This window comes from Streptomyces sp. NPDC004126 (assembly GCF_050275515.1).
Taxonomy (GTDB): domain Bacteria; phylum Actinomycetota; class Actinomycetes; order Streptomycetales; family Streptomycetaceae; genus Streptomyces.
This window is the reverse complement of record NZ_JBNNPF010000017.1, coordinates 83,859-98,254: the sequence shown is the minus strand read 5'-3', so window position 1 is coordinate 98,254 and position 14,396 is coordinate 83,859. Positions and strand designations below refer to the sequence as shown.

Here is a 14,396-nt window from a genome sequence, read left to right as displayed (position 1 = left end):
GTCCCCTACCCACCCTTCGCCCGTTCCCTGGGGGCTCCGCCCCCAGACCCCCGCGCCTCAAACGCCGGCGGGGCTACTCATAGCCTCGCCGGCGTTTGAGGCGCGGGGGCCTGGGGGCGGAGCCCCCAGGAGGGGTCCGGGCGCAGCCCGGGGAACGGGCGAAGGGTGGGTAGGGGATCTGCCACCCGCAAGGGGCCTCAGCCCTCGCGGCGGACCCGGTAGGCCACACCCGTCGCGCGCGGGCTCTCGCCCAGGTACGTATGGCCGCGCATCGCGCACCACGCCGGGATGTCCAGGCGGGCCACCTCGTCGTCGGAGACGACCGTGACGGTGCCGCCGACCGGGACCGTGGTGATCGCCCGGGCCAGCTCGATCACCGGCTGCGGGCAGCGCAGGCCCAGGGCGTCGATCTCGACCGAGTCCGCCACCGGGGCCACCGCGGAGGGCTCCGAGACGCCGAGCTTCTCGCGCACGCCCGCCACCGCGCCCGGCAGCACCTCCAGGAAGCCGTTGACCTCGTCGGCGGAGGTCCCCCGCGGCAGGGAGACCCGTACGTTCCCCTCCGACAGCACCCCCATCGCCCGCAGCACGTGACTGGGGGTCAGCGTGGAGCTCGTGCAGGAGGAGCCGGAGGAGACGGAGTACCCCGCCCGGTCCAGCTCGTGCAGCAGGGTCTCGCCGTCCACGTAGAGGCAGGAGAACGTGACCAGGTGGGGCAGGCGCCGGTCGGCGTCCCCGACCACCTCGACGTCGGGCACCAGCCGGACCACCCGCCGCCGCAGCCGGTCCACCAGGATCCGCAGCCGGGCCGCCTCCGCGTCCGCCTCGGCGCGCACCGCCCGCAGCGAGGCCGCCGCCGCGACGACGGCGGGCAGGTTGGCGAAGCCGGGGGAGCGGCCCGACTCCCGTTCGTCGGCGGGGCCTTGGGCGGAGAACCGGACCCCCTTGCGGACGGCGAGCAGGCCCACCCCGGGCGGGCCGCCCCACTTGTGGGCGCTGGCCGCCAGGACCGACCACGCGCCCTCCACCCGGCCCCACCCCAGCGACTGGGCGGCGTCAACGAGCAGCGGCACCCCGGCGGCCCCGCAGACCTCGGCGACCTCGGCCACCGGCTGGACCGTGCCCACCTCGTGGTTGGCCGACTGGAGACACGCCAGAGCCGTGGTGGAGCCGAGCGCGGCCTCGTACCCGGCGGCGGAGACCGCGCCGAGCCGGTCCACCGGAACCTCCGTCACCGTCCCGCCGGCCGCCGCGTGCGCGTCCGCCGCGTGGAGTACGGAGCTGTGCTCCACCGCGGATACGACCAGATGGCCGCCGACGCGCCGGCGCCCCCCGAGCACGCCCGCCATGCCCGTGTGAACCGCGTGCGTCCCCGAAGGAGTGAATACGAGCTCGTCGGCGCGGCATCCCACCGCCTCGGCCGCCGCCTCGCGCGCCGCGTCCAGCAGCAGCCTGGCCCGCCGCCCCTCCCGGTACAGCCGGGCGGGGTCCGCCCAGCCCTCGTCCAGGGCGGCCTGGAGCGCCTGCCGGGCCACGGGGTGCAGGGGAGCGGCGGACGCGGTGTCGAAGTACGGCATCCGGCCACGGTAGATGGTGGCCGCAGCCCGCGCGGGGCCCGCCCCGCGCGCATCCGGTTCAGGGACCGTCAGATGCCGTCCGGAGCCAGCCGTTCAGGGCCGTTCGGCCCGTCCCCCGTACGGCGGATCCATCCCTTCGGGGGCAGTAGCGGCGCGTTGGGCACCCTCCCCGCGCGACCCCAAATAGCGTCCAGTAGGGTTTGGTCCGCATAAACATCCAAACCCCTGCCTGCGTCAGGGCCGGCGACCGACCCGAACACGGCCGCGGCCGGCCGCGCGGGCCGAGACTCTCGGGAAGGCGCTACGTGAGTCCCTACGGCTCCGACCGCTCGCCGCGGCGCCCGATGCGGCGGAAGCTGCTGCAGGCGCTGACTGCGGGCGTGGTCCTGGCGACCGCCACTGGTTGCTCGTACACCTGGAAAGACTTCCCCCGCCTCGGAATGCCCACCCCGGTCACGGAGGAGGCGCCTCGCATCCTCTCCCTGTGGCAGGGATCCTGGGCGGCCGCTCTCATCACGGGCATCCTGGTGTGGGGCCTGATCATGTGGAGCGTCATCTTCCACCGGCGTAGCCGGACGAAGATCGAGGTCCCCGCGCAGACCCGGTACAACATGCCGATCGAGGCGCTGTACACCGTGGTCCCGCTCATCATCGTCTCGGTGCTCTTCTACTTCACCGCGCGTGATGAGTCGAAGCTGCTCTCCCTCTCCAAGAAGCCGGCGCACACGATCAACGTGATCGGCTTCCAGTGGAGCTGGGGCTTCAACTACGTCGAGAACGTCGACGGCGATGCCGCGACCCCGAAGGCCGGCGAGACCCCGAAGGAACTCGCCTCGCTGCCGGACCGCTTCATCAAGGAGTTCCCGGCGGGCGCCGAGGGCGTCTACGAGAAGGGCGTTCCCGGCGACCGGAACCCCCAGACCAACAACCCGGGGCCGACCCTCTACCTGCCCAAGGGCGAGAAGGTCCGCTTCATCCTGTCGTCGAACGACGTCATCCACTCCTTCTGGGTGGTGCCCTTCCTGTTCAAGCAGGACGTGATTCCCGGTCACACCAATGTCTTCGAGGTCACCCCGACCCAGGAAGGCACCTTCATGGGCAAGTGTGCCGAGCTCTGCGGTGTCGACCACTCCCGCATGCTCTTCAACGTGAAGGTCGTCTCCCCGGAGAAGTACCGGGCGCACCTGAAGGAGCTGGCGGAGAAGGGTCAGACCGGCTTCCTGCCGGCCGGCATCAAGCAGACTGACCCGGCCCGGAATGCGGAGACGAACAAACTGTGAGCATCCTCAACGAATCCCAGGGTGCCGCCGCAGCTGACTCGTACGAGAACGAGCTGCCGGTGCGGCGCAAGCAGCCGGGCAACGTGGTCGTGAAGTGGCTCACCACCACCGACCACAAGACCATCGGCACGATGTACCTGGTCACGTCGTTCGTGTTCTTCATCATCGGCGGGATCATGGCGCTCTTCATGCGCGCCGAGCTGGCCCGTCCGGGCACGCAGATCATGTCGAACGAACAGTTCAACCAGGCGTTCACCATGCATGGCACGATCATGCTGCTGATGTTCGCGACCCCGCTGTTCGCCGGCTTCGCCAACTGGATCATGCCGCTGCAGATCGGCGCGCCCGACGTGGCGTTCCCGCGGCTGAACATGTTCGCGTACTGGCTGTACCTCTTCGGCTCGACCATCGCGGTGGCCGGCTTCGTCACCCCCTCGGGTGCCGCCGACTTCGGCTGGTTCGCCTACTCCCCGCTGTCGGACGCGGTCCGCTCGCCGGGCATCGGCGCCGACATGTGGATCATGGGTCTGGCCTTCTCCGGCTTCGGCACGATCCTCGGCTCGGTCAACTTCATCACCACGATCATCTGCATGCGCGCTCCGGGCATGACGATGTTCCGCATGCCGATCTTCACCTGGAACGTGCTGCTGACCGGTGTCCTGGTCCTGCTCGCCTTCCCGGTCCTCGCCGCCGCGCTCTTCGCGCTGGAGGCCGACCGCAAGTTCGGCGCGCACGTCTTCGACGCGGCCAACGGCGGCGCACTACTGTGGCAGCACCTCTTCTGGTTCTTCGGACACCCAGAGGTGTACATCATCGCGCTGCCGTTCTTCGGAATCATCTCCGAGGTCATCCCGGTCTTCTCGCGCAAGCCGATGTTCGGTTACATCGGTCTGATCGCCGCGACGATCGCGATCGCCGGCCTCTCGGTGACCGTGTGGGCGCACCACATGTACGTCACCGGCGGTGTGCTGCTGCCGTTCTTCTCCTTCATGACCTTCCTGATCGCGGTACCGACCGGTGTGAAGTTCTTCAACTGGATCGGCACCATGTGGAAGGGCTCGCTGTCCTTCGAGACCCCGATGCTGTGGGCCGTCGGCTTCCTGATCACCTTCACCTTCGGTGGTCTGACCGGCGTCATCCTGGCCTCGCCCCCGATGGACTTCCACGTCTCCGACTCGTACTTCGTCGTCGCGCACTTCCACTACGTCATCTTCGGCACCGTGGTCTTCGCGATGTTCTCCGGCTTCCACTTCTGGTGGCCGAAGTTCACGGGCAAGATGCTGGACGAGCGCCTCGGCAAGATCACCTTCTGGACGCTGTTCATCGGCTTCCACGGCACCTTCCTGGTGCAGCACTGGCTGGGCGCCGAGGGCATGCCGCGTCGTTACGCGGACTACCTCGCGGCCGACGGCTTCACGGCGCTGAACACCATCTCCACGATCAGCTCCTTCCTGCTGGGCCTGTCGATGCTGCCCTTCATGTACAACGTCTGGAAGACGGCGAAGTACGGCAAGAAGATCGAGGTCGACGACCCGTGGGGCTACGGCCGTTCGCTCGAATGGGCGACGTCCTGCCCGCCGCCGCGGCACAACTTCCTCACCCTGCCGCGCATCCGCAGTGAATCGCCGGCGTTCGACCTGCACCACCCGGAGATCGCGGCCCTCGACCACCTCGAGGACCACGCCCCGGCAAAGGCCGTCACCGGTGGCAAGGAGGCCGGCAAGTGAAGATCCAGGGCAAGATGTTCCTCTGGCTCTCCGCCTTCATCCTGATCATGACCGTCGTCTACGGCGTCTGGTCGAAGGAGCCGGTCGGAACCACCGCTCTCGCGCTGGCCTTCGGCCTGAGCGCCATGATCGGCTACTACCTGGCCTTCACGGCCAAGCGTGTGGACGAGATGGCTCAGGACAACCTGGAGGCCGACGTCGCGGACGAGGCCGGCGAGCTGGGGTTCTTCTCCCCGCACAGCTGGCAGCCGCTCTCGCTCGCCATCGGTGGCGCGCTCGCGTTCATGGGCGTCATCTTCGGCTGGTGGCTCATGTACTTCTCGGCCCCGATCATCCTGATCGGCCTGTGGGGCTGGGTGTACGAGTACTACCGCGGTGAGAACCAGAACCAGTAAGCAGTAGCGGTACGAGCAGTACAGAGGGGCCCGGACACCTTTTCGGAGGAGTCCGGGCCCCTCGTTTGCAGTCACCCCGCGCGCTGGATTTGTCATATCTTCATAGCGTTGGGCGCATGAAGCACTCACCGCGTCTTTGGACGGTACTCAGCTGCTCCCTGCTGGTCGCGTCCCTCGGGGCCGGCGCCACCGCATGCGGGTCCGGCGACAACAACCCGCTGTCCGCCCGCCCGTACGACGCGGGCGACCAGATCGTCTTCAACCAGCCCCCGGGCGGCCGTCCCACCGACCCGGACAAGCCGCTGGAGGTCACCGCCAAGGGAGCCGAGGCGCGGATCACCGACGTGATGGCCGTCGACACCCACGGCCGCCGCCTGGCGGGCGAACTCTCCGCCAAGGGCGACCGCTGGCACAGCACCGTCCCCATGGCGGCGGGCGTGCGCTACACCGTCCTCGTCAGCACGGAGGACCAGCGCGGAGCCCCGGGGCAGCGCACGCTGACTTTCGAGACCACCCCGGCCAAGCAGGTCCTCAAGGTCGAATTCGGCCCGGACGAGGGCAAGTACGGCGTCGGACAGCCCATCACGGCCGAACTGAACGAGCCCGTCAAGGACAAGGCCGCCCGCGCCATCGTCGAACGGGGCCTGGTCGTCGACGCGCCCGCCGGCGTCGAGGGCGCCTGGCACTGGGTGGACGACAAGAACCTGCACTACCGCCCGAAGGACTACTGGCCCGCCCACACCACCGTCTCCGTACGGAGCAACCTGGAGGGCATCAAGGTCTCCGACGAACTCCACGGAGCGGCCTCCAAGCCCCTGAAGCTGGAGATCGGCGACCGCGTCGAGGTCACCACCGACGCCGCCTCGCACTACCTCACCTTCGAACGCAACGGCGAAGTGATCAACACCATCCCGGTGACCACCGGCAAGCCCGGCTTCTCCACCCGCAACGGGGTCAAGGTGGTGCTCGGCAAGCAGTACTTCGTCCAGATGCGCGGCGACACCGTCGGCATCGGCGGCAGCGAGTACTACAACCTGCCCGTCTACTACGCCACCCGCGTGACCTGGAGCGGCGAGTACGTGCACGCCGCGCCGTGGTCGGTCGGCTCCCAGGGCTACGAGAACGTCAGCCACGGCTGCACCGGCATGAGCACCGGCAACGCCGCCTGGTTCTACGAGAACATCACCGAAGGCGACATCGTCAAGGTGATCAACAGCATCGGCGACGACATGGACACCTTCGGCAACGGCTTCGGCGACTGGAACATGGAGTGGAAGGAGTGGCGCGAGGGCAGCGCCCTCCTCAAGGGCACCCAGGAAGGCCGCAGCGCCGTCGACCAGGCACGACTGCGCCCCACCGTCTGAGAGCCCCGCAGAAGGCCGTACGGGCCCGCGTCCCGGCCGACAGGCCGGACCGCGGGCCCGTGTCGCGCAACCGGCGCCCCGGGCGCCCCGGCAGCCTCAGGCGGCCGGCGACAGCCGCGACCGCAACAGCCCCGCGAGGGTGTCGGGGAAGTCGACCGGGTCCACCGGAAGGGTGACCGCCGCGTCCGCCCGGCTCCACGTAGCCAGCCACGCGTCCTGGGGACGCCCCATCAGCAGCAGCACCGGGGGGCACCGGAAGATCTCGTCCTTGATCTGCCGGCACACGCCCATGCCCCCGGCCGGAACCGCCTCGCCGTCCAGCACGCACAGGTCGATGCCGCCCGCGTCCAGCTCCTTGAGGACCGCTGGAAGCGTGGCGCACTCCAGGAACTCCACCGGCGGCAGGTCCGCCGCGGGCCTGCGCCCGGCGGCCAGCCGCACCTGCTCCCGGGTGCCCGCGTCGTCGCTGTAGACCAGAACCCGCGCAGTCGCCCGCATTTCGTCCTCCACCTGGCCGTGAATCACGCTGATGATGCGCGGGATGCTACTCCGTCCGACCCGCTGTCAACATCGGTTCCGCAAGCCTCGCGAGCGGGCTTCTGATGGGCCGTTCGGGCCTTGCACACCCCCCTGACACTCCGAACGGCACCCCCCGGGGTGAGGGCGGGATAAGCGACCGACATAATGTCGGTCGTGGCGACAGCAACGACAGTAGATACCGGGCACGCGCACCCGACGGTCAATCGGCCGAACCTCGTCAGCGTCGGAACCATCATCTGGTTGAGTTCCGAGCTGATGTTCTTCGCGGCCCTCTTCGCGATGTACTTCACCCTGCGATCCGTGACGGGTGCCGAGTACTGGACAGAGCAGGCCGAGGCCTTGAATCTGCCCTTCTCGGCGACGAACACCACGATCCTGGTGCTCTCCTCCCTCACCTGCCAGCTCGGCGTTTTCGCCGCCGAGCGCGGTGACGTGAAGAAGCTCCGGACGTGGTTCATCATCACGTTCGTCATGGGTGCGATCTTCATTGGCGGCCAGGTGTTCGAGTACACCGAGCTGGTCAAGCACGAGGGCATGTCCCTCTCGTCCGGCCCGTACGGCACGGTCTTCTACCTGACCACCGGCTTCCACGGGCTGCACGTGACGGGCGGTCTCATCGCCTTCCTGCTGGTCCTCGGCCGGACGTACGCGGCCAAGAGGTTCACCCACGAACAGGCCACGTCGGCCATCGTCGTGTCCTACTACTGGCACTTCGTCGATGTCGTCTGGATCGGCCTCTTCGCGACGATCTACCTGATCAAGTAGCGATCACGTCGCCGGGTACCGCTCGGCACACCGTCCAGAAACACCGACGCAGAAGATCCTGACACCGGGGTAATCCGTGAAAAAGCTCTCCGCACGACGACGCCATCCGCTGGCGGCGGTCGTCGTTCTACTCTTCGCGCTGGCGGTCACGGGGGGGCTGTACGCCGCCTTCGCGCCCGCGGGCAAGGCGCAGGCCGATGAAACCGCCCAGTCCCTCGCCATCGAGGAGGGCAAGAAGCTCTACGCCGTGGGCTGCGCAAGCTGCCACGGAACCGGCGGTCAGGGTTCCACTGACGGCCCCAGCCTGGTCGGCGTCGGCTCCGCGGCCGTCGACTTCCAGGTGAGCACGGGCCGCATGCCCGCCCAGCAGCCCGGCGCCCAGGTGCCGAAGAAGCCGAACATCTACACCCAGCCCCAGATCGACCAGCTCGCGGCGTACATCGCGTCGCTCGGTGCCGGCCCGATCACGCCGACCGAGAAGCAGTACGACCCGGCCGGTGCCGACATCGCCGCCGGTGGCGAGCTGTTCCGCAACAACTGCGCGCAGTGCCACAACTTCACCGGCGAAGGCGGCGCGCTGACGAACGGCAAGTACGCCCCGAACCTCGAGGACGTCTCGCCGAAGCACATCTACGAGGCCATGCTGACCGGCCCGCAGAACATGCCCTCCTTCCCGGACAGCACCATGCCGGAGAAGCAGAAGAAGGACATCATCGCGTACCTCGAGAACGTCAACGGCGAGAAGTCCACCAGCCCCGGTGGCCTCAAGCTCGGCGGCCTCGGTCCCGTCTCCGAGGGTCTGTTCGGCTGGATCTTCGGCCTGGGTGCGCTGATCGCTGTTGCCGTCTGGGTCGCGGCCCACACCGCTAAGGCCAAGAAGTCATGAGTAGCCAAGACATTCCCGAAGACAAGCACCTGCCGAGCGAGCAGGGCGACGCGCACCACGGTGCCGTAGCGGTCGCGGACGACCCGTTCGCGGACCCCGGCCTCCCGGTCCACAAGCCGCGCATCCAGGACATCGACGAGCGGGCCGCCAAGCGGTCCGAGCGCACGGTCGCGATGCTGTTCACGCTGTCGATGCTGGCCACGATCGGCTTCATCGCCTCGTACGTGGCCTTCCCGGTCGACAAGATCGTGTTCATCTTCCCCATCGGGAAGGTCAGCGCGCTGAACTTCGCGCTCGGCATGACGCTCGGCACGGCCCTGTTCTGCATCGGCGCCGGCGCGGTCCACTGGGCCCGCACGCTGATGTCGGACGTCGAGGTCGCCGACGAGCGCCACGAGATCGCCGCCTCCCCGGAGGTCAAGGCGAAGGTCATGCAGGACTTCGCCGACGGTGCGAACGAGTCCGGCATCGGCCGCCGCCCGCTGATCCGCAACACGATGCTCGGCGCGCTGGCCCTGCTGCCGCTCTCCGCCGTCGTGATCCTGCGCGACCTGGGCCCGCTGCCCGAGGACAAGCTGCGCAAGACCCTGTGGTCCAAGGGCAAGCTGCTCATCAACCAGAACACGATGGAGCCGCTGCGTCCCGAGGACGTCCTGGTCGGTTCGCTGACCTTCGCCATGCCGGAAGGCCTGGAGGAGGACCAGCACGACTTCCAGACGCAGATCGCCAAGGCCGCCCTGATGATCGTCCGCATCAAGCCGGAGGACATCAAGGACAAGCAGGAGCTGGAGTGGTCCCACGAGGGGATCGTGGCCTTCTCCAAGATCTGCACCCACGTCGGCTGCCCGATCAGCCTGTACGAGCAGCAGACGCACCACGTGCTCTGCCCGTGCCACCAGTCCACCTTCGACCTCTCCGACGGCGCCCGTGTCATCTTCGGCCCGGCCGGTCACGCGCTTCCGCAGCTGCGGATCGGCGTGAATGACGAAGGCTTCCTCGAGGCGCACGGCGACTTCGAAGAGCCCGTCGGTCCTGCATTCTGGGAGCGCGGATGAGCACCTCCACGAACACCTCGGCCGGCCCGGCGCGCAACGCGTCGCGCGGCGAGCGCGTAGCCGACTGGGCGGACGGCCGCCTGGGCATCTACGGCCTCGCCAAGGCCAACATGCGCAAGATCTTCCCGGACCACTGGTCCTTCATGCTGGGTGAGATCTGCCTCTACAGCTTCATCATCATCATCCTCACGGGTGTGTACCTGACGCTCTTCTTCCACCCGAGCATGAACGAGGTCGTGTACCACGGCTCGTACGTGCCGATGCAGGGCGTCATGATGTCCGAGGCCTTCGCCTCGACCCTGGACATCAGCTTCGACGTCCGCGGTGGCCTGCTGATCCGCCAGATCCACCACTGGGCTGCGCTGATCTTCGTCGCGGCCATGGTCGTGCACATGATGCGCGTCTTCTTCACCGGCGCGTTCCGCAAGCCGCGCGAGGTCAACTGGATCTTCGGCTTCCTGCTGCTGGTCCTCGGCATGTTCACCGGCTTCACCGGTTACTCGCTGCCGGACGACCTGCTCTCGGGTACCGGTGTCCGCTTCATGCAGGGCGCCATCCTGTCCGTCCCGGTCGTCGGCACCTACCTGTCGATGTTCCTCTTCGGCGGGGAGTTCCCGGGCGGCGACTTCGTCGCGCGCTTCTACTCGGTGCACATCCTGCTGCTGCCCGGCATCATGATGGGCCTGCTGGTCGCGCACCTGATCCTGGTGTTCTTCCACAAGCACACCCAGTTCGCCGGCCCCGGCAAGACGAACAACAACGTCGTCGGCATGCCGCTGCTGCCCGTCTACATGGCCAAGGCCGGAGGCTTCTTCTTCCTGGTCTTCGGTGTCATCGCGGCCATCGCGGCGATCGCCTCGATCAACCCGATCTGGGCGCTCGGCCCGTACCGCCCGGACCACGTGTCCACCGGTGCGCAGCCCGACTGGTACATGGGTATGCCGGAAGGCCTCATCCGAGCCATGCCGGGCTGGGAGATCAACCTGTGGGGCCACACGCTCGTCCTGGGCGTGTTCATCCCGCTGCTGCTCTTCCCGCTGGTCCTCGGCGCCATCGCCGTCTGGCCGTTCATCGAGTCCTGGGTCACCGGCGACAAGCGCGAGCACCACATCCTGGACCGCCCGCGCAACGTCCCGACCCGTACGGCCTTCGGTGTCGCCTGGATCGCGGAGTACATCGTGCTCCTCATCGGCGGCGGCAACGACATGTTCGCCCAGTACTTCCACCTGTCGATCAACTCGATCACGTGGTTCGTCCGGATCGGCTTCTTCGTCGTCCCGGTCCTGGCGTTCATCGTCACCAAGCGCATCTGCCTCGGCCTCCAGCGCCGGGACCACGACAAGGTGCTGCACGGTCGCGAGACCGGCATCATCAAGCGCCTGCCGCACGGTGAGTTCGTCGAGGTCCACGAGCCGCTGTCGCAGGGCAAGCTGCACACGCTCACCGCGCACGAGCAGTACAAGCCGGTCGAGATCGGCCCGACGGTCGACGAGAACGGTGTCGAGCGCAAGGTGACGCGTTCCGAGAAGCTGCGGGCGAAGCTCAGCAAGGGCTTCTACGCGGAGAACAACCAGATTCCGAAGCCCACGGCGGAGGAGTACAAGGAGATCCAGTCCGGCCACGGCCACCACTGATCTCCGGCACGACCGCTTGAGGGACCGGCCCCGGCCGGTCCTGGTGTCGCCACGGCGAGAGCCCCGTCCAGTGACTGGACGGGGCTCTTTGCCGTCTCCCGGGCTGGATAGGCTGAGATCCTTTCCATCGGACGTACGACCCGACGAGCAGCAGGAGCTGACCATGAACGTTGCGACCCCGGCAGGCGGCGACAGCGTGGCGGCCCGCGGCTGGCCGGGCATCCTGGAAGCGCTGCTGAGCCGTCAGGACCTCGTCGCCGAGGACACCGCCTGGGCGATGGAGCGGATCATGCGGGGCGAGGCCACGGACGCGCAGATCGCGGGCTTCGCGGTGGCCCTCCGGGCCAAGGGCGAGACGGTCGCCGAGTACACCGGGCTGGTCCGCACGATGTACGCCCACGCCAACCTGATCGAGGTGCCCGGGCGGACCGTGGACATCGTCGGCACGGGCGGCGACGGCGCCAAGACGGTCAACATCTCGACCATGTCCGCCATCGTGGCCGCCGGCGCCGGAGCCAAGATCGTCAAGCATGGCAACCGGGCGGCGTCCTCCGCCAGCGGCTCCTCCGACGTCCTGGAGAAGCTCGGCGTCAACCTGGCCCTCACCCCGGAGCGGGTGGCGCAGGTCGCCGAGGAGGCCGGCATCACCTTCTGCGCCGCGGTGGTATTCCACCCGGCCCTGCGGTACGCCGCCTCGGCCCGCCGCGACCTCGGGGTGCGCACCGCGTTCAACGGCCTCGGCCCGCTCACCAACCCGGCCCGCGTCAAGGCGCAGGCGGTCGGCGTGGCGGACCCGCGGCTGGCCCCGATCATGGCCGGGGTGCTCGCCGAGCGGGGCACCTCCGCGCTGGTCTTCCGCGGCGACGACGGCCTGGACGAGCTGACCACCACCGGCACCTCCCGGGTGTGGTGGGTCCGGGACGGCGAGGTCACCGAGCACGCCTTCGACCCCCGTGACGTCGGCATCGCCGCGGTCGACATCTCGGCCCTGCGCGGCGGCGACCCCTCGTACAACGCGGACGTCGCCCGCCGCCTGCTGGCGGGGGAGACGGGCCCGGTGCGCGACGCCGTCCTGCTGAACTCGGCGAGCGCCCTGGTGGCGCTGGACCCCGGCACGGGCACGCTGGAGGAGCAGCTCGCGGCCGCCATGGCCCGCGCGGCGGAGTCCATCGACTCCGGTTCCGCCCGCGCCGTGCTGGACCGCTGGGTGGCGGCCACCAACCGCTGAGGGCGAGCAGTCCCTTTCGGGCAAGACCCCGGTCCACGATGTGGACCGGGGTCTTGCGCGTGCGGGATCTTGTGGCAGGATGCTCTCCAAGGTCACGAGTGACAGCGTTTAGGCCCCGGCTTGCTGTCCGGCAACCCTCCTTCCGTGGCGGGGTGCCCCGGGTGATGACCAGGCCGTAGGCAGCGAGGTCTACGGCAAGCGCGGATCCCTCGACACCAGGGGTCCTGGTCTCTCGAGGAGCGTTTTCCGTGAGCAAGCGAATGCGATAGGGCGAATCCGCCCCTTCTTCAACCCTCGGATCAGGGTCCCTTCCGCGTACCGCGTACCCCCGATCAGTCCGAGGACCTTCCCGTACCCCCTGACGGCCGGCGTCGCCGCGCGCCGCCGCACCCGCGTACGGGCACACCGAAGCCATTCAGCCCTGCCTGCCGGGAGATACCGCCATGTCCGCATCCCTGAACGCCGCCACCACTGCCGCCTGCGCCACCGCCGCTGCCGACCCCGCCTGTGACGGGCCGCTGCCGGTGCTCGGCCGGGACGTCACCGTGCCCCTCGTCACCGGCGGCGAGGTCACCTACGCGGCCCTGGACTACGCGGCCAGCGCTCCCGCGCTGCAGCGGGTCTGGGACGACGTCGCCGCGTACGCCCCGTACTACGGCAGCGTCCACCGCGGCGCCGGCTACCTCTCGCAGCTGTCCACCGACCTGTTCGAGCAGAGCCGCGCCACGGTCGCCGAGTTCCTCGACTGCCGACCCTGCGACCAGGTCGTCTTCACCCGGTCCACCACCGACTCCCTGAACCTGCTCGCCGCCGCGCTGCCCGCCGACTGCCAGGTGTTCGTCTTCGAGACCGAGCACCACGCCTCGCTGCTGCCCTGGGGCGACGCCCGGGTCACCTACCTCAACGCCCCCCGTACCCCCGGCGAGGCCGTCGCCACCCTGGAGCGGGCCCTCGCCGACCGGGACCCCTACGGCCCGGCGCTGGTGTGCGTCACCGGCGCGTCCAACGTCACCGGTGAGCTGTGGCCGGTGAGGGAACTCGCCGCCGCCGCGCACGCCCACGGCGCGCGGATCGTGCTGGACGCCGCCCAGCTGGCCCCCCACCACCCCGTCTCCGTACGGGAGCTGGACGTGGACTGGGTCGCCTTCTCCGGGCACAAGCTGTACGCGCCCTTCGGCTCGGGCGTGCTCGCGGGCCGCGCCGACTGGCTCCAGGAGGCGGAGCCCTACCTCGCCGGGGGCGGCGCCTCCCGCAAGGTGGCCCGCCGCGAGGACGGCGGCGTCGACGTCGAGTGGCACACCACCGCCGCCCGCCACGAGGCCGGCTCCCCGAACGTGATCGGCGTCTACTCCATCGCCTCCGCCTGCCGGGCGCTGCGGGAGGCGGGCTTCGAGAACCTCGTCGCCCGGGAGGAGCACCTCATCGCCAAGGTCCGCGAGGGCCTGGCGGAGGTCCCGGCGGTGCGGGTGCTGTCCCTGTTCGGGGACGACGCGCCGCGCGTCGGCGTCATCTCGTTCGTGGTCGACGGCTGGAACAGCTCGCACTTCGCGGCCGCGCTGTCCGCCGAGTACGGGATCGGGGTGCGGGACGGGCTGTTCTGCGCCCACCCGCTGGTGCGCACCCTGCTGGGCAGCGAGCCGCAGGCCCAGGGGGAGTGCGGGGCGCCGGAGGCGGCGCCGGGGGAGCGGTCGCTGAACGCGATCCGGGTCAGCTTCGGGGCGGGGACGCCGGACGAGCACGTGGAGCGGTTCGTCCGCGCGGTCAAGGAACTCGTCGCGGACGGGGCGAAGTGGCAGTACCGCACGGAAGAGGGCCGCTGCGTTCCCGCCGTGTAGCGGGGGTGGCGCCGCGCGGGCTGGATGTGCGCAGCACATCCCAGCCCCGCCGGCGTTTGAGGCGCGGGGGTCTGGGGGCGGAGCCCCCAGGAGTGGCCCCGCACAGCGGC

General features: G+C 69.3%; 12 protein-coding genes and 1 riboswitch. Of the genes, 10 read left to right on the top strand and 2 right to left on the bottom strand.

Annotation, left to right across the window (positions count from 1 at the left end; genetic code table 11):
• Window positions 1–197 precede the first annotated feature (197 nt).
• Complete coding sequence (locus ACQKM2_RS18245; protein ID WP_427710855.1) at window positions 198–1,577, bottom strand: cysteine desulfurase/sulfurtransferase TusA family protein; 1,380 nt, start codon at window positions 1,575–1,577, stop codon at window positions 198–200.
• A gap of 305 nt (window positions 1,578–1,882) precedes the next feature.
• Here ACQKM2_RS18245 and coxB point away from each other — a divergent pair, with 305 nt between their 5' ends.
• From coxB to ACQKM2_RS18225, 4 genes are all read left to right on the top strand, one after another.
• Complete coding sequence (gene coxB / locus ACQKM2_RS18240) at window positions 1,883–2,857, top strand: cytochrome c oxidase subunit II (RefSeq protein WP_427710853.1); 975 nt, start codon at window positions 1,883–1,885, stop codon at window positions 2,855–2,857.
• Window positions 2,854–4,584 carry an aa3-type cytochrome oxidase subunit I gene (gene ctaD, locus ACQKM2_RS18235; protein WP_125818809.1) on the top strand — a complete coding sequence of 577 codons (1,731 nt, stop codon included), beginning with the start codon at window positions 2,854–2,856 and terminating at the stop codon, window positions 4,582–4,584. Before coxB ends, ctaD begins: the two co-directional genes overlap by 4 nt.
• On the top strand, window positions 4,581–4,979 hold the full coding sequence (locus tag ACQKM2_RS18230; RefSeq protein ID WP_125818808.1) for a cytochrome c oxidase subunit 4: 399 nt from the start codon (window positions 4,581–4,583) through the stop codon (window positions 4,977–4,979). Before ctaD ends, ACQKM2_RS18230 begins: the two co-directional genes overlap by 4 nt.
• 116 nt (window positions 4,980–5,095) lie before the next feature.
• Entirely contained in the window at window positions 5,096–6,343 is a 1,248-nt protein-coding gene (locus ACQKM2_RS18225) for an Ig-like domain-containing protein (RefSeq protein WP_427710850.1), read from the top strand.
• A gap of 96 nt (window positions 6,344–6,439) precedes the next feature.
• On the opposite strand, the gene ACQKM2_RS18220 is transcribed toward ACQKM2_RS18225, so the two are convergent.
• The gene (locus ACQKM2_RS18220) at window positions 6,440–6,841 is read right to left on the bottom strand and encodes a hypothetical protein (protein ID WP_362468736.1); all 402 of its coding nucleotides are present in this window, start codon (window positions 6,839–6,841) and stop codon (window positions 6,440–6,442) included.
• Window positions 6,842–7,027: 186 nt separating this feature from the next.
• Here ACQKM2_RS18220 and ACQKM2_RS18215 point away from each other — a divergent pair, with 186 nt between their 5' ends.
• The 6 genes from ACQKM2_RS18215 to ACQKM2_RS18190 all read left to right on the top strand — a co-directional run bounded on the left by ACQKM2_RS18215 (window position 7,028) and on the right by ACQKM2_RS18190 (window position 14,286).
• On the top strand, window positions 7,028–7,648 hold the full coding sequence (locus tag ACQKM2_RS18215) for an aa3-type cytochrome oxidase subunit III (protein WP_007263684.1): 621 nt from the start codon (window positions 7,028–7,030) through the stop codon (window positions 7,646–7,648).
• A gap of 76 nt (window positions 7,649–7,724) precedes the next feature.
• Window positions 7,725–8,534, top strand: a complete 810-nt coding sequence (locus tag ACQKM2_RS18210; protein ID WP_007263683.1) for a cytochrome bc1 complex diheme cytochrome c subunit — start codon at window positions 7,725–7,727, stop codon at window positions 8,532–8,534.
• Window positions 8,531–9,589, top strand: a complete 1,059-nt coding sequence (locus ACQKM2_RS18205) for a cytochrome bc1 complex Rieske iron-sulfur subunit (protein WP_362468740.1) — start codon at window positions 8,531–8,533, stop codon at window positions 9,587–9,589. Before ACQKM2_RS18210 ends, ACQKM2_RS18205 begins: the two co-directional genes overlap by 4 nt.
• Entirely contained in the window at window positions 9,586–11,223 is a 1,638-nt protein-coding gene (locus tag ACQKM2_RS18200) for a cytochrome b (RefSeq protein ID WP_427710847.1), read from the top strand. The genes ACQKM2_RS18205 and ACQKM2_RS18200 overlap by 4 nt, the downstream gene beginning before the upstream one ends.
• Window positions 11,224–11,386: 163 nt before the next feature.
• Window positions 11,387–12,451: an anthranilate phosphoribosyltransferase gene (gene trpD / locus ACQKM2_RS18195; RefSeq protein ID WP_427710845.1), complete on the top strand. Its 1,065-nt coding sequence runs from the start codon at window positions 11,387–11,389 to the stop codon at window positions 12,449–12,451.
• 90 nt (window positions 12,452–12,541) lie between these two features.
• Window positions 12,542–12,658: riboswitch (SAM riboswitch) on the top strand.
• 236 nt (window positions 12,659–12,894) lie between these two features.
• Window positions 12,895–14,286: an aminotransferase class V-fold PLP-dependent enzyme gene (locus ACQKM2_RS18190; RefSeq protein WP_427710843.1), complete on the top strand. Its 1,392-nt coding sequence runs from the start codon at window positions 12,895–12,897 to the stop codon at window positions 14,284–14,286.
• The last annotated feature ends 110 nt before the right edge of the window (window positions 14,287–14,396 follow it).

Coding starts and splice junctions, on each gene's coding strand:
- ACQKM2_RS18205 (WP_362468740.1), top strand. CDS start 8,531: ATGAGTAGCCAAGACATTCCCGAAGACAAGCACCTGCCGAGCGAGCAG.
- ACQKM2_RS18225 (WP_427710850.1), top strand. CDS start 5,096: ATGAAGCACTCACCGCGTCTTTGGACGGTACTCAGCTGCTCCCTGCTG.
- trpD (WP_427710845.1), top strand. CDS start 11,387: ATGAACGTTGCGACCCCGGCAGGCGGCGACAGCGTGGCGGCCCGCGGC.
- ACQKM2_RS18200 (WP_427710847.1), top strand. CDS start 9,586: ATGAGCACCTCCACGAACACCTCGGCCGGCCCGGCGCGCAACGCGTCG.
- ACQKM2_RS18190 (WP_427710843.1), top strand. CDS start 12,895: ATGTCCGCATCCCTGAACGCCGCCACCACTGCCGCCTGCGCCACCGCC.
- ACQKM2_RS18245 (WP_427710855.1), bottom strand. CDS start 1,577: ATGCCGTACTTCGACACCGCGTCCGCCGCTCCCCTGCACCCCGTGGCC.
- ACQKM2_RS18220 (WP_362468736.1), bottom strand. CDS start 6,841: ATGCGGGCGACTGCGCGGGTTCTGGTCTACAGCGACGACGCGGGCACC.
- ACQKM2_RS18215 (WP_007263684.1), top strand. CDS start 7,028: ATGTCGGTCGTGGCGACAGCAACGACAGTAGATACCGGGCACGCGCAC.